The sequence below is a fragment of the Acidovorax sp. ACV01 genome (genome assembly GCF_014851495.1).
Taxonomy (GTDB): Bacteria; Pseudomonadota; Gammaproteobacteria; order Burkholderiales; family Burkholderiaceae_C; genus Acidovorax; species Acidovorax radicis.
In genome coordinates this window covers 807,888-827,046 of the sequence record NZ_JACUZT010000001.1, presented here as the reverse complement: position 1 = coordinate 827,046, position 19,159 = coordinate 807,888, and the positions used below count along the sequence as shown (strand labels likewise).

Sequence of the window (19,159 nt, the reverse complement as noted above, 5' to 3'; positions counted from 1 at the left end):
TTCACCCCCGGTGGCTCAAGCACGGACGAGGAGCAGCATGTTTTCGCACATCTTTGTGGGCGTGACGGATTTTGATCGCGCCATGGCGTTCTACCGGCCAGTCATGGCAGCCCTGGGTATCGCGCAGCGTTTTGTGGACCCATCCCGTCCTTGGGCCGGCTGGCAAAGCAGCCCCGACCCGCGCCCCCTCTTCCTTATCGGCCGCCCTTTTGAAGGTGAGCATGCGCCGGGCAATGGCCCAATGACGGCCTTTGCCGCCAGCAGCCGTGCGCAGGTGGATGCCGTGCACGCTGCGGCCTTGGCGCACGGTGGCCATTGCGACGGGCCACCAGGCCTGCGGCCGGAGTACCACGCCAACTACTACGGCGCGTACTTCCGAGATCCCGACGGGAACAAACTCTGTGTGGCCTTCCATGGGGCCGTAGACGCCTGAGCCGAAGGCGCCCCCGGCGTTTTTTTGACTATCTCGCCGCCACGAAATCTCTCGACCCAGCAGTCCGGAGCGTTGGGGCCTGGACACCACAGTCGTTCCCAAGAATGATCCGTGGACGAACAAGGCTCAGAAAATATGATGATCGTAATAATTTCTGTTATAGTTGCGGTGTGAAAAACGCTGTCCCCTCTCGCAAAGAACTGAGCCATGAGCGCATCGTGGCGGCTGCTGCACGCGCCATCCGGCGCAATGGATTCAGCGGAGCGGGAGTGGCGGACATCATGAAGGACGCAGGCCTCACGCATGGCGGCTTCTATTCCCACTTCCCTTCTCGGGATGCGATGCTCGCGGAGGCCGCGGACAGAGCGGGCGCGGAAACCGTAGGCCTCGCCGAGGCGGCAGCGGCGGCAGCCCCTGCAGATCAGGCGCTGGAGGCCATGCTGGGCGGCTATTTGTCGGAAGAGCACATCAACAATCCAGAATCTGGGTGCCCCATGGCGGCGTTGAGCTCGGAACTGTCCCGGCAAGCCCCTGAGGTGCGGCGGGCTGCCACCCGGCGGATGAAAGAGATGGTCGATGTGGTCGCGCGGCAGTTACCCGGCTGGGGATCTCCAGACGCTCATGAACGGGCACTTTTTCTGGTGGCCACCATGGTAGGTGCCGTCTCCCTGGCCCGCGCAGTGGACGACCCATCGCTGGCTGAAAGGCTTTGCAAAGCAGCCTTCAAGTACGCCCGTTCCAATGCCGAAGAGTCGCAAAAATGACTTCCTTTTTTGGGCTTTTAATTATGATAACAATCATATTTACTACCGTAAAATGGAACCAAAAAGGCTTTCAGCCAGTCAAGCAAACGTGAGCTTGACCGAAAGGAAACTCGGACTTTTTTTGAGGTGTAAATATGATGATCATCATTTTAACTGTCGAAAGCTAACCTTCAAAGGACCGACCGATTGATTGCAACGACCTACACCCCTTTCACCACAAATCCCGCAAGGTGACTCGCCGCAAGGCCTGACACCCTGCATTTTTCGAGGCACGTGAGCCTCATTTCCTTGGAGATATCCACCATGAACACCTTCTCTCGCTTTCTCTCCGCAGCCGTTGTTGCAACGCTCGCCTCGGCCGCAGCCCAAGCAGCTGAATTGGACCCTTCGCAATTTGCAACCAAGTTTGAAACCAACCGCACCCGTGCCGAGGTAGCTGCCGAGGCCTCTCAGGTGCCAGCGACCCGAAGCCAGATCCCCTCCGGTTCCAAAGCTGAGTCCTACAAGTCAACAGCAGACCGAGCCGCCGTCCAGGCGCAGGCTGCCGACGCCGTCCGTACTGGCCAGATCTCCTCTGGCGAAATTGGCGCACGCTAATTCGGCTGCGGGATCGCGCTTTCTTGCTCGGATTTAAATATGATAAACATCATATTTTTGCGACTAAACCGCTCCAACACTTGGCTGCGGCACTTGCATGCGTTCCCGTTGGCACTGATCGTGGCGATGACACCGCCGTGAGTCCGGACAAGAAGCGCAGCGTGCGCGGGGTTCCAGGCGTTCCTGTGTTGGGCCGTTCACAGACCTGGGTACGCCAGGAGTAAGGAAAACCATGAAAGCATTTGTTCTTGATCGCTACGGCAAAAAAGCGGCTCTCAGATTGGCGGAGCTGCCAACCCCGGAACTGCGCGATGACGAAGCCTTGGTCCAGATCCACGCTGCTGGCGTGAATCTTCTGGACTCGAAGATCCGCAGTGGAGAGTTCAAACTCATCCTGCCTTACCAATTGCCGCTCGTGCTCGGCCACGACGTCGCCGGGGTGATCACCAAGGTTGGCCCAGGCGTGAGGCAGTTCAAGGTGGGTGACGAGGTCTATGCGCGACCGGATGACTTTCGCATCGGGACGTTCGCCGAATTCGTCCCAGTGAAAGAGGCTTCCTTGGCGCTCAAACCAAAGAACATCACCATGGAGGAAGCGGCCTCCCTTCCCTTGGTGGCGCTGACGGCCTGGCAGGCGCTGGTCGAGAAGGCCAAGCTCAGGAAAGGCCAGAAGGTCTTCATCCAGGCGGGCTCGGGTGGCGTGGGGACCTTTGCCATCCAGTTGGCCAAACATCTCGGGGCCACTGTTGCCACGACCACCAGCACGGCAAATGTCGCACTGGTGAAGGGCCTCGGGGCCGACGTCATCGCGGACTACAAGACGCAGGACTTCGAGGAGGTCTTGCACGACTACGACGTGGTGCTGAACAGCCAGGATGGCAAGACCCTCGAAAAATCCCTGCGCGTGCTCAAGGCCGGTGGAAAGCTCATTTCCATCTCCGGCCCCCCCGATCCAGATTTTGCAAGGGAGATCAAGGCCCCCTGGTTCGTGAAGCTGGTCGTGCGGCTGCTGAGCGCTGGCGTCAGGCGCAGGGCATTGGCCCGGCAAGTCAGCTTTTCGTTCCTCTTCATGAGGGCCAACGGGAGTCAACTGCGCGAGGTCACGCGCCTGGTGGAGGCTGGGGTGATCCGGCCCGTGGTGGATCGGGTTTTTTCCTTCGATTCCACCAATGACGCGCTTGCGTACGTTGAGTCAGGCCGTGCCAAAGGCAAGGTCGTCATCAAGGTCCGTTAGCAACACAAGGGGCAGACATGGCAAGGCCGTTTCAGCCCTGAACCACGAAATTCTGAATCTATCGACTGGAGCTTTTTATGAAGATCGAAAACGCTGTCGCCCTCGTCACGGGCGCCAATCGTGGCATCGGCCTGGCCTTTGCACGTGAACTCTTGAACCGTGGCGCGCGCAAAGTCTATGCCGCTGCCCGAGACCCCGCGTCCATCAGCCTGCCCGGTGTGCATGCGCTGAGGCTCGACGTGACCAAGCCCGAGGAAATCGCCAATGCCGTCGCTCAGGCCGGAGACGTGACCTTGCTCATCAACAACGCGGGCATCGCCCAGCCAGGGGGATTTCTCGCTGACGACAGCGAAGAGGTCGCACGCCGCATCTTCGAGACCAATTTCTTCTCCGTGCTGCGTATGAGCAAGGCCTTTGCGCCGATCCTGAAGAGCAATGGCGGCGGCGCCCTGCTGAATGTGCTGTCCGTTGCCTCCTGGGTGAACGGCGGAGAGCTGGCCGCCTATTCCGCCAGCAAATCTGCCGCCTGGTCACTCACCAATGCCCTGCGCAACGAGTTGCTGGCCCAGAAAACCCAGGTGCTCGGCCTGCACATGGCGTACGTGGACACCGACCTCACCCGGGGCTTCGACGTGCCCAAGTCGAGCCCTGAAAAAATCGTACAGCGCGCGCTGGATGGCCTCGAAGCAGGTCTCGATGAAGTCCTTGCGGACGAACTCACCATGCTGGTCAAAAACGGCATGACGGCAGCCAGGCCGAGCTACCTCCACCCACTGGGCTGAGCATGCCCCGATACCCCGCCTTTGTGTCTTTGGCCTAGCGAAAGCCCTCCCATGACTCCTCTGCTGAAAAAAGCGGCAGCCACGCTGCTTGCGCTGGCCGCCCCTTTTGCCTCCACCCCATCGCATGCCCAACAGGCTGCGCCCGATGGCACAAGCCGTGCCGTGCCAGTCGCAAGCCAAGAGCGGCCGACCTGGGTCAAGGTTCCCACGCAGACCATCTCGGCGGGCGGGGTTGACTTTGCCTACCGTGAACTGGGCAAGCACCACGGCGGGATACCTCTGATTCTGCTGGTCCATCTGGCTGCGGTCTTGGACAACTGGGACCCACGGGTCGTGGACGGGCTGGCCGCACAGCGCCACGTGATCGCATTCGACAACCGGGGGGTGGGTACATCCAGCGGCGCGCCATCAAACACCGTGGAGCAGATGGCCGACGATGCGATCATCTTCATTAAGGCCAAGGGTTACCAGCAGGTCGATCTGTTCGGTTTCTCGATGGGCGGAATGATTGCCCAGGAGATTGCCTTGAAGGAGCCAGATCTGGTTCGCAAGATGATCCTCGCCGGCACGGGCCCAGCGGGTGGTGAAGGCATCAGCTCCGTTGCGGGGGTCGCCAATCTGGATCTTTTGCGAGGCCTTCTCACGGGCCAAGATCCCAAACAGTTCCTGTTCTTCACCCGCACGCCGGGCGGCATCGAAGCCGGCAAGGCGTTCCTGAAACGGCTGTCGGAGCGCACAGACGATCGTGACAAGGACATCACGGTGAGTGCCTACGTGGCTCAGTTACGGGCCCTGAGCGCCTGGGGCAAGAAGGCGCCCGCCGATCTCTCCCGGATCAGACAGCCGGTGCTCGTCGCCAACGGAGACAACGACAGGATGGTCCCGACGATCAACTCGCACGACCTGGCCCGGCGCCTACCGAACAGCCAACTGATCATCTATGCAGACGCGGGTCATGGAGGGGTCTTCCAGTTCCATGCTGACTTCGTATCCAGCTCGCTCGAATTTCTTGCCCGATAGATCAGATCGAAGCATTCGCTGGTCAAACGCTCAAATCAAATCAATTCAATTGGAAAGCTATCAATGACAAATCACCATCCTAAAAAAGTCGCCCTTGTCACCGGGGCCTCCTCCGGCATCGGGGCCGTCTATGCAGACCGCCTCGCTGCGCGTGGATACGACCTCATTCTTGTCGCCCGGCGCGCCGACCGCCTGGAAGCCCTCTGCGCCCAGATCGCGAAGGCGCACGGCGTCACGGCCGAGCCCATCGTGGCCGATCTGACCCAAGATCACGATGTGGCGCGCATCGAAACGGTTCTGGCCACCAATGGGGATGTGCAAATCCTGGTGAACAACGCCGGTCTTGCGCGCCTGGCACCGGCCGCCCAGATGAAGGCAAACGACGTGGTGTCCCAAATTGCGCTCAACATCACGGCACTGACGCGCCTGACGCAAGCTGCGGTGCCTGCCTTCGTGGCGAGGAAGCAGGGCCTGATCATCAATATCGCATCCGCCCTCGCCGTCCACGCGCTACCGATCAGCGCCATCTACAGCGGCACCAAGGCCTTCGTATTGCAATACAGCAGAGGCCTGCAGCAAGAACTGGCGGAAACTGGAGTGAAGGTTCAGTTGCTCCTGCCCGCATCGACAGCCACCGAGATCTGGGATCTGTCAGGCGTCCCGCTGGCTGCCCTCAACAAGGAGACCTTGATGACGACCGAACACATGGTCGATGCGGCGCTCGCGGGCCTGGACCAGGGCGAAACGATCACCTGGCCATCCGTCGCCGATGCCAGTCTGTGGGAAAAGTACGACGCCGCTCGCTCCGCACTGTTTGCGGGCACCCAAGCTGGAAAGCCCGCCCCTCGTTACCAGATCGCTTGATGCCAGCGAACTGACCACTGGCTGCTTTTCCCCTTCTCTCTCCCTTCCCCTCTTTGCATTTTCCAAGGACAGCCCATGCTTTTTGAAGCCTTCTCCCTGCGTGCCACCCCGCTCAGCAATCGCACGGTGATGTCGCCACTCACGCGCAGCCGCGCGAGCGACAGCAACACGGCCAATAGCCTGATGGCCACCTACTACGCCCAGCGTGCAAGCGCTGGCCTCATCATCACGGAAGGAACCTCGCCGTCACCCAACGGCTTGGGCTATGCCCGCATACCGGGGCTGTTCAACGACGCCCAGGTGCAAGGTTGGAAGTTGGTGACCGATGCGGTTCATGCAAAGGGCGGCAAGATCGTCGTGCAGCTGATGCACACCGGCCGGGTGTCCCATCAGGCCAACCTGCCGGCAGGTGCCGAGGTGCTTGGACCATCGCCCGAAACCTGCCCTGGCGAAATGTGGACCGATGCGCAAGGCAGCCAGCCACACACGCCGCCGCGCGCCATGACAGAGGCCGACATTCAAAACGTGATCGGCGAGTACGCCACGGCCGCGCGCCTTGCCATCCAGGCTGGCTTCGACGGCATCGAATTGCACGCAGCCAACGGCTATCTGCTGGAGCAATTCCTGAACGCCAATGTCAACCGCCGCACCGATGGTTACGGCGGCACGGCCGAAGGGCGCAACCGGCTGGTGCTGGAGGTCGCCCACGCGGCCGTGAAGGAGATCGGTGCTGAGCGCGTCGGCATCCGCCTTTCGCCCCATGGTGTGGTCAATAGCACTGGCGCATTCGAGGGCGTGGACGAGCAGTACCTGGCGCTGGCCAAGCAACTCTCCGCACTCGGCCTCATGTACGTTCACGTTCTGGACCATTCGGCCATGGGTGCCCCGCCGGTTCCGTCGCAGCTAAAGGCCAATTTGAGGGCTGCGTTCGACGGCCCTTTCATCCTCGCAGGCGGACAGGACAAGGCGCGCGCACAACAGTCTCTGCACGAGGGCCGCGCAGACCTGGTCGCCATGGGCAGGCCGTTCATCGCCAACCCAGACCTGGTCGAACGCATGCGCCAAGACGCGCCTTTGAACGCACCCGACCCCGCCTCGTTCTACACGCCCGGTGCCAAGGGCTACACGGACTATCCGACGCTCGCAGGTTGAGCATCGCATCCAGCGTTCCCGACTGCGCTGGCAGGCCTTGGGATTCCTGGGCCGTTCTACACGACAAGGAGAAGGCTTTGGGTACCTGCTCAACCAGCAACATCGGGAAACGGGCGCTGGTGACCGGAGCGTCCAGCCGCATTGGTGCGGCCTGCTGTGGTTTCAGCGCCTGACGGACCTCCTGCTGCCGCAAAAGTGAGGGCAGCATGAACCGCCTGAATGCGCAGAGTTTCCCCGGAGGCAAGGGGCAGCGGAAAACCGCCGTGCAGATCATCCCCTCAAATTCAGTTCGCCACCCAGCGCGTCACTGCCAAGATCACCACCGGCATCGTCACCAGCCCCAATGCCGTAGACACCGCCACACTCGCCGTCACTTCATCCTCGGCCACCGCGTAACGCTGCGCAAACAGGAACACGTTGGCCCCCACCGGCAGTGAGGCCGCCACGATCATGACCGCCAGCGGCATGCCTGACAGGCCCAGTGCCCAGCCCAGTGCGGCCAGCACGATGGGGTGCAGGACGCATTTGACGAGTGCAATGCGCAGGGCGGCCTTGAAGTGGTGGCCGACCTTGGTAAACGCCAGCGTCACCCCCACAAGCAGCAGTGCAATCGGCCCCAGCGCCTGGCCCAGCAGCAGCAAGGGTTTGTCCACCACCTGTGGCACGACCAGGCCGGTCTGTGCAAACAGCAGGCCCGCAATGATGGGAAGTGGCACCGGGTGCACGATGCCGTTGCGCATGGCCTGCAGCACGGTCCGCCACAGGGGCTGCTGCGCCCCGCCCTCGCGGCCTGCATGTTCGCGTGCGGCGGCCAGTTCAAACACCACGGTGGCAGCGGTCAGCAGGATGAGCGAGTGCACCGAGATCAGCGTGAACAGAGTGACCAGCCCCGCGTCGCCAAACACCAGGCCCACCAGCGGCACGCCGATCATCAGCGTGTTGCTGAAGGTGTTGGCCAGCGCCCGCGCCGCTGCCAGCGTGTTAAAGCCCTGCAGTGCCAGCGTGGCCGCGTACACCATGCCAAATGCCACAAAGTAGATGCCCACAGGGCCGAAGTCGAGGTCCTGGATGTGCACCGTGCTCATGGTGCGAAACAGCAGCGCGGGTGTGAGCACCATGAACACCAGGTTGGCCAGGTCCTTCACCGCCGCCGCCCGGATCCAGCCGCGCCGTCCCACGTAAAAGCCGATGGCGATGAACAGGATGACGGGGATCAGCGAGGTGAAGACAGCGGAGTTCAAGGTGCAAACCGGCAGGCGAACAATGGGCGGGCCCCTATTGTGGCTTGACTGGCGGAGCACTGCCTCCATTTGCTATTATTTTAATAGCTATTGACGCAATACCATAAAGCGCCGGAGGGTTATTTTCTTCCAATTCAATCCAATCCAATCCTCTCCGAACTGGAAGCAGAACCCGCTCGCGCTTGCACCGATGGCAGCCGATGTGGCGCTGTGAGGTATTCTGAAACACCGCCCTGTTCCTTCCGCCCATGAAGTTCGCCGCCTTCTTCCGCAATCTGAACCTGGGCCATGGCAATGCGCCGTCGCGTGCCGCGCTGGAAAGCGCATTTGTGCAAGCCGGGGCCGATGAAGCCGCCTCGTTCCAGACCAATGGCACGGTCGCCTTCAGCGCGCGCGGCGTGCGGCCCGCGCGCAAGATTGCACGGACGGTGCAGCAGGCGTTGGCCACCGGGCATGGATTTGACGAACCCGTATTTGTGCGGACCATGGCCTACCTGCACACGCTGATGGCTCGCGATCCGTTTGTGGGCATGGACAAGGCGCCGCCCATCTACGACTTCTACGTGACCTTTCTGCACGACGACGCAAAGGTATTGCCCGCTCTGCCTACCTGCAATGCCCGCGGAGACGTCCAGGTGCTGCTCTACACCGACGCCGAGCTGCTGTCGCTGAGCCACCTGACCGGCAAGACTCCGGGAAACCCGAACGTGTTTGCCGAACAGCTGCTGGGCCTGCCCGCCACCACGCGCACCTGGGGCACGGTGGCCCGGCTGGTCCGCAAATTTGGCTGAGGCCAGGGCCTGCGTTTGCGCGATGGCCGCTGCGTTCAGGTCCGCGCAGGCAAGGCGTCCGCCTGCCGCTGGCCGGCCGGCGACAACAGCTTCAACACGCCTTCCAGCCCTTCCACCTGGTGGTCGGCCAGCTCCCAGGGCTGCACACCGGGCCGCACGGTTTGCACGGTGGTGGCCCGCAGAGCGCGCCCGGCTGCCAGTTCGGACAGAGGGTTGTCTCCAATCACCAGGGCCTGCTGCGGTGTGCAGCCTTCGCGCGCCAGGATCTGCTCGAAGAGGGGCCGTTTGCCGTGCAGGGCACCGACTTTGTCCTGGGGGTCATCAATAGCGTCGATGAGCACCTGTTCAAACCACGGCCGGATGCCGAGCGCATCGATCTTGCTGTCCTGCAGGCGCCGAAATCCACTGGTGACCAGGTAGCGCCGCAAGGGAATCCGCGGCAGCAGACCGATGTCGGGGTAGCCCTGCAGCGGCGCGCGCACCTGCATCTGGCTGAACTGCTGCCAGCCCGCCGCGCGCATGGCCGGCGTGAAGCGGTAGCGCTCCGCCACCAGGTCAAACGCCGTGAACCAGCATTGGTGCAGGGCCTGCTCCAGCACGGCGGGGGTCAGCGTGTGCCGATTGGCCTGCCGTATGGCTTCAAAAGCAGGCTCGAACAACGGCCCCACGGCCCGCGCGTCGAGCAGGCAGTTGTCCAGGTCAAAGATCGCAACGGCGTAGTGCATGCGGATAGCGCTCAGATAGAAAAAAAAGAATGGATGAATGGCACTGCGCCTCACCTGCCGACCACGGAGACACCGTGGTCGGCCAGCGTCAGGCTCACGGGGGCCCCCACATCCAGCTCCAATTGCACCTGGGGCGAGACCACGAAGATCTCGCCCAGCGCGCTGGCAAATGTGTATTCCATGATGCTGCCCAGGTAGGTGCGTTTGGTCAGCCGCGCCGCCACGCCGGTAGACGTGGCAGGCCCGATGACCCAGGCCTCAGGCCGCACCGCGATCTTGACGGGGCCAGGCGCCAGCGCGGCAGGCGACGGCACGCGCAAGGGGCCGAGCTGGGCATAGCTGCCGCCTGCCGGGTTTGCCGTATCTGCCGCGTGGTTGTGGCCCTCGAACAGCATGGCCTCGCCCATGAAGCCCGCCACAAACTCGGACGCAGGCTGCTCATACAGCTCACTGGGCGCGCCGCGCTGGGCGATGGCGCCCTTGTTCATCACCACAATCTGGTCGCTGACCGCCAGCGCCTCGCTCTGGTCGTGGGTGACATAGGCCACGGTCAACCGCAGGCGCTGCTGCAGTGCGCGGATTTCCTCGCGCATGGAGCGCCGCAGCCGGGCGTCCAGGTTGGACAGCGGTTCGTCAAACAGCAGCACGGCGGGTTCCAGCGCCAGTGCCCGCGCCAGCGCCACCCGCTGCTGCTGCCCGCCGGACAGTTCGTGGGGCCTGCGCAGGTTAAGGCCATGCAGGCCCACCGTGTCGAGCATGGCGCGGGCCTTGTCGCGCACCTGCTCTTTATCGAAGGGGGCCGTTTGCAGCCCGTAGCACACGTTGTCGATCACATTCATGTGCGGAAACAGTGCATAGCTCTGGAACACCAAGCTCACATTGCGTTGCGCCGGACCGAGGGTGGTGACCTCCTGGCCGTCGATGAAGATGCGGCCCGCCGTGGGTGATTCGAGCCCGGCAATCATGCGCAACGTGGTGGTCTTGCCGCAGCCCGACGGCCCCAGGATGGTGGTGAGCGTGCCACGCGGCACCGTGAAGCTGATGTGGTCCACCACCAGCGGGTCGCTTTCAGAAGCGCCGTAGCGCTTGCACACGCCCTGGAATTCAATGCCGTAGGAAGCAGCGGGGTTCGTCATGGGGCACGCGGTGAATGCGTCAAACACGGAAGGGTAAAAAAGCGGTGGATGAAAAACGGACTTGAAATGCGGGGCGGCATGCTGCGGGCTGCGGATGGGTTCTGTGAGCGAATGGGGCTTAGTTCCACGCCACCACCGCGTCCACGCCAATGACCTGGCCTCCATCAAGGCGGTTGAACAGCGTGACCTCGGCACCCATCGACTCCGCGATCTGCCGACAGATCGACAGCCCCAGGCCCACGCCGCCCTTGCCCGCAGAAAACGGCTGGAACAACCGCTGCCGCACGGCATCGTCTATGCCAGGGCCTTCGTCCCACACGAGCACCTCCCGCCGGCCGGTGCAATTGCGCAGCAGCACCCCCAGCCGCCCGTGCGCGGGCGTGTGGTGGATGGCGTTGGCCAGCAGGTTGCGCATCAGCTCCCCCAGCAAAGCCGCATCGCCGGGGGCCGACAGTTCGGGGCCTTCCAGCGCAAAGTCGAGCCGCTTGGCGGCGATCAGCGGCGCCAGCTCCATCACGGCCTCGCGCGCAATGGCGTTCAGGTCCACGCTGGGCAGCTCGCCCATGCGCTTGAGCTGCTCCACCTTGCTCAGGCTGAGCAGCTGGTTGGCCAGGCCCGAGGCCCGGTCCACCGTGTGCAGCATCTGGTGCAGGGCATCGGCCACCAGCATGTCGCCAGAAATGGCCGACTGCAGCTGTGTGCGCAGTACCGCCATGGGGGTACGCAGCTGGTGCGTGGCATCGGCCAGAAAGCGCCGCTGCTCCTCGATCCAGCGGTTCTGGCTTTGCTGCAGCTCGCCAAAATGCTGCACGGCCGGCGCAAGTTCGGACGGGCCGTCATACCCATGGCCCGGGCTGCCAGCGCCCGGCTGGGTCAGTGACACATCCGCGTGCCGCAACCATCCCGAGGCCGTGCGTGCCAGCACCACCACCACGGCGGTCATGGCCAGTGCCAGCAGGTACACCGTGCGCAAACCGGCGCCGCCGCCCAGCAGGCGGGACACGCTGGGCACCCGTTCGCTCAATGGGCGGGCGACCTGGCGCACCACGGGCTCGCCGGCGCCCTGCCCGTCCCCCGTTGCCGCAGGCGGCTGGTGCAGTGTGACCGCCACCCGCACCAGTTGGTCCCCCACTTGCGCCAGGTAGAAATGCACACTGCCCTGCCCCTGCGCCGCCTCGGTGGGCGGCACACGCGGCAAGGCGGCGCTGCCAGCCAGGCGCTCGCCATCCACGCGGCTTTCGCGAAACCACGCCGCTGGGGCCGGCCCCAGGGGGGATTCATCGGATGCACCAGGCAAGACCTCTGGCCAGTGCGCCAATGCGGTGCGCAGGGCTTCGTCCTGCGCTGCGGCGCCGTGCCGCACCTGCTGCACCACGTGCGCGGCGGTGATCAGGGCCACCAGCGCCCACAGCGGCCCCAGCAGCCACACCAGCAGCAGCCGTTGCAGCGAGCCGCCGCGCGGGTGCCATTGCCTCCAATGCACGCTCACCGGGGGGCCCCTCCTTTTTCAGCTTTGTCGCCCTTGTCGCTTTTCTCCCCTTTTTGCGCGGCCATGCTGTCGGCATCGCACAGCAGGTAGCCCACGCCGCGCAGCGTGACGATTTCGGCATTGGTGCCCACGAGTTTCTTGCGCAGCCGGTGCACCACCACCTCGACCGCATCGGCCTGCACCTGCTCATCCGTGTTGGCAAACACCTGGGTGCGCAGCTCTTCCTTGCTGACCACCCGGTCGATGCGCGACATCAGGAGCCGCAGCAGTTCAGCCTCGCGCTGCGACAGCTCCAGCGGCAGCGCATCGTTGTAGAACACGCCACTGGCCGGGTCGCGGTACAGCGTGCCGCAGCGCAACTGCCCGTCGCGCCCCACCCGGCGCGTGAGCGCCCGCAGGCGCGCCACCAGCTCGTCCAGATCAAAAGGTTTGGCCAGATAGTCGTCGGCCCCCGCCTCCAGCCCCGCCACACGGTCGGTCACCGCGGCGCGGGCCGTCAGCGCCAGCACGGGCGTGGTGCTGCCGCCATCGCGCAGGCGCCGCAGCACCTCCAGACCATCCAGGCCCGGCAAGGACAGGTCGAGCGTGATCACATCAAAAGCCGTGCGCCGCGCCGCCGCCAGGGCCTCTTTGCCGTCGGCACAGCACAGCACTTCAAAACCGCGCGCCACCAGGCTGCGGCTCAAGGCACCGGCCAGATCAAAATCGTCTTCGACCAACAGCAGTTTCATGCTGCGATCATGCCGCCTGCGAGCGGGCTCCGGCCACTGTGCTTTTACCGAGGGGGGATGAAAGCAAGTCGAAAGCCGCAGTGCGCCGAGGCCAGACTGTCGGGTCACGCCACCGAATTTGGTAGCCGCCAAACCGGGTGCACCACCGCATGGGACGGCGCTGAGAAGCGCTTTGTCCAGTGGCTGATCTCTCGCAGACGCAGGCTTTCACGCAATGCATCACCCGCATGGCGGACGTTCTGGGCGCATTGCACGGGGTTGTTTTCGAAAAGATGGAGTTCAGAGGCGATGTGCCCGGCATCTCGAAGCAGCGCGGTGGCGGCCCCTTTGCGATAGGCGTTGTGGATCATGCGAAGGTCGATGACCACGCACCGATGGCCTGCGCGGAGCTTGGAGACCAGGCCTGTGTAGTGCCTGGAGTCCCTGAAATGGGGAGAATCCCCCGCCGCCTGATCCTGAAAGTCGTCGTAGAGCATCCAGCCCAGAGTCTCCAGGCGCCTGGCTGCATGAGACTTTCCTGAACCTGGGAGCCCTCCAAAAAGCACAAGGCGCGTAGCCCCGTGGGGGGAAATCCTGGCACTCTGCGCACCGACCACCACAGACCCCTCCATCAGCGCGACATCCTGCACTGCAGGGCGAACCAATTATTCTTGGCCACACTGGTTTGGGGAAAGGTCGCCAAAGATATTCGGCATGAAAAATTAATCATCGGTGTTGATCAACACAATCACCGAAAGATATTGTATTTTACGATGCAGTAGAGGGCTCTTACACCGTCTTTCCATCCGATTTTCTTGCCTTCATCGTAGGTTCTCCCGAAATAGGAAATTCCCACCTCATAGATGCGGCAGCGCAATTTCGAGACTTTGGCCACGATCTCCGGCTCGAATCCGAATCTGTTTTCTTCAATGCGGATGGATTGGATTATTTCGCGTCGGAAAGCTTTATAGCAGGACTCCATGTCCGTCAGATTCAAATTGGTGAATACGTTGGAGGCCAATGTCAGGAACCCATTGCCCACGCGATGCCAGAAGTACAAAACGCGGTGGCAACTTCCACCGATGAAACGCGAGCTGAATACTACATCAGCCCTGTTGGATAAAATAGGTTCTATTAAAATAGGATATTCATCTGGGTTGTATTCAAGATCGGCATCCTGAATGATGACGATATCCCCGGTGGCATGTTGGATGCCAGACCTGAGTGCAGCCCCCTTGCCTTGATTGGTTTCATGAAAGACAAGCCTGTCAATCTTGCCAGCCAACTCATTCGCAAGTATCTCTCTGGTTCCATCCGTTGAAAAATCATCGACGACGATGATTTCTTTCAACGGAAAAGGTGCCGCACGCACCGCATCCACAATGGCCCGAATTGTGTTTTTCTCGTTAAAGCACGGAATGACAATCGTCAGCTTCGTCGAAGAAGGCATGCGTTGCATTTTTGAGATTATTTGTGTTTGCACGTTATTTTCATTGGCAACAATAGACCATTGCCAAAAATGGCAGCGATTTTTTCACGCCAAAATCACAAAAACGACCATGGCGATGCCGATGCCCGCGTAAAGCACGCGATAGCGCGCCTGCAGGCGACGCACAGCCTCGAACGTGAGGCCTTCGCGCAGCGCCTGCAGCATCCAATACAAATGCACGGGGTAGATCGCTGCAACAAGAAGGGCCAGCAACTGGGGGACCGTCCCCTTCATGGCCAGCGCGATCAACAGGGCATCGGCCAGCGTGAAAAGCACGAAGCTGGCAATGAAACTCTGTTTCTTGCCAAATTTCACGGCATTGGTTTGAATGCCGTTGCAGAAATCGGCATCGCAGTCGCGTACTTCTTGCGTCAGGTGTCCTGCACTGAATATGGTGGCAAAAAATAATCCGATCTGCAGGCCATTCATGTCAGGGTTTTTAAATACCGAGTAGCCCAGCAAAAAGTGCAGCAACCCACTGACCACATGGAGCAGCGAGTTCGCAAGCGGGATGCCCTTCATGTAGACATGGGGGACGGAATACAGTGCGCTCGCGACCGCGATCATCAGCCCAATCACCAGCGTTGTACGGCCCAACTGGCTGAAAGCCATCAGGCTCAGCAAGAGCAGGATGAGCAGCAACGCCCCGATCTCATTGCGCCGGATACCACGATTCAGAAAAACCCCTGCCGATCGGGTCGGGTCCCGAAGATCGTGGTGCACGCCAGACCAATCGTTGAGCATGAAGACATGGGCCACCAGGAAGGCGTTTCCAGCGGCCAGCAGCAACAGCAGCGCCGCGCTCTGGTGCGTGAAGTGGCCCATGGCAAACACGGCGCCCAGCAACGGCGCACCCTGGAGCACCAGCACCTCGTCGAATCGAATGCACGACAACAAGCGCAAAAGCCACCGGGCTCTTTTGGGACTGTCCATCATGGTGTTTTCCGAACCGTGCGCGCGCCATCGGCTGCGTTGCTGTTGTTGTTGCCGTCATTGGCGGCCAGAAGGCCCAGGCGCACGCTTTCCAGATACAGCTTCAGCCAGATCGCATACCCCAGGTCTTCCGACCAATAGAACCTGCGTACCGAGGCGGTGAGATCGTTGTGGTACAGCAAAGGCGGATTCAGCTTGACCAGCGAGAAGTCATTTTTCGACAGCTCCTGCAACAACCCAAGAACCTCCGCTGACGTGGGCGCCTTGCCGGTGCCCTCCTCCAGCCGCTGCAGCATGTGGCCCGCGTTCAGCCAGATTTCTTGCCCTGGCACGGCCGTTTGCAAACGCGATGGGGGCAGTTGCACATCACAGCCAACGGCTTTCATGTCGGCCTGGCGCATGGCGGGTACCAGCGGAGCCCTGCGGTAATAAACCCAGAGGCGGTCCTGGTCGATGGCGTGGTGAAGTGCGCTGCACAGCGACTGGGCCGCCGGTGGGTCGGCCTGCGCCAGCCACATCAGCACATGCATCTGGATGGCCGCGTCGGTGGGATTCGGGTCGGCGCCCGGGTCGATGCACCGGTATTCATTGCGTTGCCCCAGCCAGGTTTTGTACAGACCTTCGGCGGTGCGGTACTGCATCAGCGCCGCCAGGGCGGGTGATCGCAGTGCATCGGCGCCGGGCGCCAGCCTCCAAACCAGGGCGGTATCGTCGGAATCGGGCGTGATGGGGCACAGCCCGTGTGCGGTCATGGCAGCGCCGTCAGGCCGGCCGTGGTACCGGACGAGTCCGTTGGCCTCGATCTGGTTGCGCAGATGGGTGCGTGCCCGTTCCAGGCTTCCTCCCAGCCCGGCGGGGCCAAGCTTTGGACCGAGAACATCGACCATCATCGACGTGACGTAGGTGTTCATCTCCAGCTTCGGCTTTTCAAAGCGCTCTTCGCTGGTGTAGGAGGTCAGCCAGTAGCCTTCAACCTGCTGGCGGCGGCTGATCAGGCCCACCGCCTTGAGCGCGCTGTGCGCCAACTCACCGTGGCGCGTGGGGCTGGGGTCTTGCCTCCCTTTGTCGGGCGAAGTTGACCGCGTCGCGCCCGCTGCCGCAACTTGCGCCTGTTCGATGCGAATCTCGTGAAGGCCGATCACCAGGTTCCGGGTATCTCCATTGGGCAGCGGCTTGATCGTGGCGGTATCCGTTGCAAAGAAACTGAGGGTGTTCCGCCCCGCATGGAGACGGGTGCGGGCCACGACGGACGCCTTCCCCTGGAAGGTGTGTTCACCACCCACAGGGATGCCGCCGTGCAGCACCATGACCCGGCGGTCGGGCGCCGTCAGGCCGTGGCCCGGGGATACATCGAACCGGATGTCCACATCGCGGTCTTCCCGGGACCACAGCGCGAACTCGATGCCCTCGGCATGCCCCTGCCCCATCCACAGGAACCCATGCTCTCTGCGCCCAAGATTCTCAATGGGCCACGGTGTCTCCAGTGAGGCTGGGTCGATCCCCACCTTGGTTTTGAGGGCGTCGTCGATCCTGATCAATGGCGCAGCGGGGGGCGCTTCCGCCGTCTGGAAGGGCCGCTCGTTCACCAAAGCGGTGCCGCTGACTTCGAACAACCGCATGCTGGGTGTCTTGAGGGGGATGGCCTTCAGTCCGGCTTGTACGGTCAGCCAGTTCACCATTTCGCGGGTATCGACGGTCGGGAACCACTCGAAGAACACTTGGTTGTCGTTCTGGATCAAGACGTGGGTCACTTTTTCCGCTGCAATCAACCGGCCCATTCGTTCCGGATCAAAAGGCCCCGTGCCCCAAGGGATCACCGCATTGGAAAAACCTGTTTCTGGTGAAAAGAGTGAATAGTCGCGGGCATCCTGGTTTCCTACGAAAAGAATGCGGGAGCCCGTCGGCATCATCGACCCGGTAATTTCCTCGAAAGGCTCGCTGCGCAGTTTTTCCGACGCGGGTGCTGCAATCGCCTGTACGGCGTCGTAAGCCAGAGCCCTCATGGGTTGGTATGCAGAATAGGCGACCACCATCGCAACGAGGGCCTGGGCAAATTTCTTTGTCGAAAGGTGCGGTGCGATCAAGGCAATGCCGATGGGCAGCAGCAATGCATAAGGGCCGATGAGAAATCGCCCAGGCACTTCAGACTGGGCCATCCACCGCGCGCCAAAAAGAACGGCTCCCAGCAACGGAACGGCCAGCAGCGTTTGTGCTGAAACCGCAGTCAGCCTCACGTGTGGCCAAGTTGTCACCACGTTGCGAATCAGAAGCGGCGCGGCGATCAGCAACACAGGAATCCATAGCAGCCCCCACAACGAAAACCGTGTGGAGTGCTCTGGCAACGAATACACGAAACTACCTGGCCACGAGCCCTTGTTTTCACCCGCCAGGGGGGCACCTGCGCCCACGGAATAAATGAATTGGTTGGCTGCGCTGCTGATGCGGGACCGTGTTTCGGACGAAGCCGGAACGTCCGGCAACTCCAGGAGCAAGAATACAAAACGAACGGCGTGCGTGTAAATCACCTGCGGTGTGATGTCCGCCTGCACAACGCGCCGGACTTCCTGGGGCCCCAGGGGATGCTGGTAGAGCGCCGTGTTGAATGCCAATGGAATGAGCAGCGAACTCAAAACACCCGCACACACCCATCCTGCGGCGAGGGCCTTGAATCGCGCCGTGAATGAAAATGGACCCGGTGCCCACCACAAAATCAGCAGCAAGCTGGGGATGATCGATACAGGAAAAGACCGGACATTGATGCTCAATACCGTAAAAATCCCCAGGAAAAAATATTGGAGCTTCGATCCGTCAGGCTGGGTGCAAATGGAAACCACCCAATAGGCAACACCCAGCAAGGTGACGATGGACCAGATTTCTGGCTTGAGCCCCGCTGCACTGAATGCTACAAGCGGCGTGGATATCAAAATCAGCACACCCACCAGAGCAACCGTCTGGCTTAATTTCAACGCACGCAATAGGTAATATTGGCCCATTGCGGCCAGCGGGAATGCCAGCCAAAACACAAGGCGGCCCACGGCCTCGGCTTTCGTCAGCAGCACCGGCCACAGAAAAAACAACTCACTGCCAAAGGGAATCATCGTCTGCCGGATGTTGTGCGTGTCAAACGGGAATACCGTCTGGTGCTGAATCCAGTAGATGACCCGTGAGGCGTGGTACATCCTGTCGTCGTAATTTTGAATAGGGGCTGCGGCCTGCATCACCAGCGACACGAAGAGGATCGCGCAAATGGCAACCAGTGTTATCACTCCCCACTGTGACAATCCCATCCAAAATGCTGCCAGCCTTGCGCGCTGCCCTCCCCACGCCTCCAGAAAACCACGAAGCGTGGGCCGGCCCATACTCTTGGTGAATTGCAAGGTGGCAATACAAACAAGCACTTGAAGCAGCATCCACGCCGCTGGATTCAATTTGTGAACCAGGGAAGTCAGGCTTGCAAGCGCGCCAATCTGAAGCATCACGCTTGCAATAAAAATCCAGAAACCGTCGGCCGGCGACCTGGCAAAGCGTGAGGCCCAACGCTGCGAAGGCCATATAATCAACAAAAAAGAAATGAAGAAAATCATATATTCATGCGATATTTATATCAATTCGCATTAATATAAAATTATCAATCAGCACTGTTGATTTTATAAACAGATGGTTACCAGTATGAATATAACATGCCACCTCACTGCGCATCATCTCGTGGTTATCCGAAAGATCGGCGCAAATACTCCGAAAGCATGCAGTGAGCGGGTGCGAAAGGCCATGCCCGTGGGGGAAACCCACTCCATCGGTC

Annotated in this window: 18 protein-coding genes; 9 read left to right on the top strand and 9 right to left on the bottom strand. The window is 61.4% G+C overall.

Going from position 1 to position 19,159, the window contains the following annotated elements:
- The first annotated feature begins 37 nt into the window (after nt 1-37).
- The 8 genes from IB243_RS03785 to IB243_RS03750 all read left to right on the top strand — a co-directional run bounded on the left by IB243_RS03785 (nt 38) and on the right by IB243_RS03750 (nt 6,846).
- Nucleotides 38-433, top strand: a complete 396-nt coding sequence (locus IB243_RS03785) for a VOC family protein (protein WP_057271623.1) — start codon at nt 38-40, stop codon at nt 431-433.
- Nucleotides 434-537: 104 nt separating this feature from the next.
- Entirely contained in the window at nt 538-1,197 is a 660-nt protein-coding gene (locus tag IB243_RS03780) for a TetR/AcrR family transcriptional regulator (RefSeq protein ID WP_192425049.1), read from the top strand.
- A 303-nt stretch (nt 1,198-1,500) separates the two neighbouring features.
- On the top strand, nt 1,501-1,794 hold the full coding sequence (locus IB243_RS03775; protein WP_029412874.1) for a hypothetical protein: 294 nt from the start codon (nt 1,501-1,503) through the stop codon (nt 1,792-1,794).
- Nucleotides 1,795-2,026: 232 nt separating this feature from the next.
- The gene (locus IB243_RS03770; RefSeq protein WP_192425047.1) at nt 2,027-3,028 is read left to right on the top strand and encodes an NADP-dependent oxidoreductase; all 1,002 of its coding nucleotides are present in this window, start codon (nt 2,027-2,029) and stop codon (nt 3,026-3,028) included.
- Between the two features lie 77 nt (nt 3,029-3,105).
- The gene (locus IB243_RS03765; protein ID WP_192425045.1) at nt 3,106-3,810 is read left to right on the top strand and encodes an SDR family oxidoreductase; all 705 of its coding nucleotides are present in this window, start codon (nt 3,106-3,108) and stop codon (nt 3,808-3,810) included.
- Nucleotides 3,811-3,861: 51 nt separating this feature from the next.
- Nucleotides 3,862-4,830 (top strand): alpha/beta fold hydrolase, encoded by a 969-nt coding sequence (locus tag IB243_RS03760; RefSeq protein ID WP_192425043.1) that lies wholly within the window; start codon nt 3,862-3,864, stop codon nt 4,828-4,830.
- A 63-nt stretch (nt 4,831-4,893) separates the two neighbouring features.
- Nucleotides 4,894-5,694, top strand: coding sequence for an SDR family oxidoreductase (locus tag IB243_RS03755; RefSeq protein ID WP_192425041.1), 801 nt, complete (start codon nt 4,894-4,896; stop codon nt 5,692-5,694).
- 75 nt (nt 5,695-5,769) lie between these two features.
- Entirely contained in the window at nt 5,770-6,846 is a 1,077-nt protein-coding gene (locus IB243_RS03750) for an alkene reductase (protein ID WP_192425039.1), read from the top strand.
- 284 nt (nt 6,847-7,130) lie between these two features.
- Here the strand turns inward: IB243_RS03750 and IB243_RS03745 are convergent, their stop codons facing one another.
- On the bottom strand, nt 7,131-8,087 hold the full coding sequence (locus IB243_RS03745; RefSeq protein WP_057224425.1) for an AEC family transporter: 957 nt from the start codon (nt 8,085-8,087) through the stop codon (nt 7,131-7,133).
- A gap of 248 nt (nt 8,088-8,335) precedes the next feature.
- On the opposite strand from IB243_RS03745, the gene IB243_RS03740 reads away from it, so the two are divergent.
- Nucleotides 8,336-8,878, top strand: coding sequence for a DUF1697 domain-containing protein (locus IB243_RS03740; RefSeq protein WP_192425037.1), 543 nt, complete (start codon nt 8,336-8,338; stop codon nt 8,876-8,878).
- 35 nt (nt 8,879-8,913) lie between these two features.
- Here the strand turns inward: IB243_RS03740 and IB243_RS03735 are convergent, their stop codons facing one another.
- The 8 genes from IB243_RS03735 to IB243_RS03700 form a co-directional block, all read right to left on the bottom strand.
- A complete protein-coding gene (locus tag IB243_RS03735; RefSeq protein ID WP_192425035.1) occupies nt 8,914-9,603 on the bottom strand; it encodes an HAD family hydrolase in 690 nt (229 codons plus the stop codon).
- 50 nt (nt 9,604-9,653) lie between these two features.
- Complete coding sequence (locus tag IB243_RS03730; protein ID WP_192425034.1) at nt 9,654-10,739, bottom strand: ABC transporter ATP-binding protein; 1,086 nt, start codon at nt 10,737-10,739, stop codon at nt 9,654-9,656.
- 118 nt (nt 10,740-10,857) lie between these two features.
- Nucleotides 10,858-12,228: a HAMP domain-containing sensor histidine kinase gene (locus IB243_RS03725; protein WP_192425032.1), complete on the bottom strand. Its 1,371-nt coding sequence runs from the start codon at nt 12,226-12,228 to the stop codon at nt 10,858-10,860.
- Nucleotides 12,225-12,959, bottom strand: a complete 735-nt coding sequence (locus IB243_RS03720) for a response regulator transcription factor (protein ID WP_057271631.1) — start codon at nt 12,957-12,959, stop codon at nt 12,225-12,227. Before IB243_RS03720 ends, IB243_RS03725 begins: the two co-directional genes overlap by 4 nt.
- 104 nt (nt 12,960-13,063) lie before the next feature.
- A complete protein-coding gene (locus tag IB243_RS03715) occupies nt 13,064-13,435 on the bottom strand; it encodes a hypothetical protein (protein ID WP_192425030.1) in 372 nt (123 codons plus the stop codon).
- Nucleotides 13,436-13,686: 251 nt separating this feature from the next.
- The gene (locus tag IB243_RS03710; RefSeq protein ID WP_370540307.1) at nt 13,687-14,421 is read right to left on the bottom strand and encodes a glycosyltransferase family 2 protein; all 735 of its coding nucleotides are present in this window, start codon (nt 14,419-14,421) and stop codon (nt 13,687-13,689) included.
- A gap of 51 nt (nt 14,422-14,472) precedes the next feature.
- Complete coding sequence (locus IB243_RS03705) at nt 14,473-15,360, bottom strand: UbiA family prenyltransferase (protein WP_225584740.1); 888 nt, start codon at nt 15,358-15,360, stop codon at nt 14,473-14,475.
- Nucleotides 15,360-18,944 (bottom strand): hypothetical protein, encoded by a 3,585-nt coding sequence (locus IB243_RS03700; RefSeq protein ID WP_192425026.1) that lies wholly within the window; start codon nt 18,942-18,944, stop codon nt 15,360-15,362. The genes IB243_RS03705 and IB243_RS03700 overlap by 1 nt, the downstream gene beginning before the upstream one ends.
- Nucleotides 18,945-19,159: the final 215 nt, after the last annotated feature.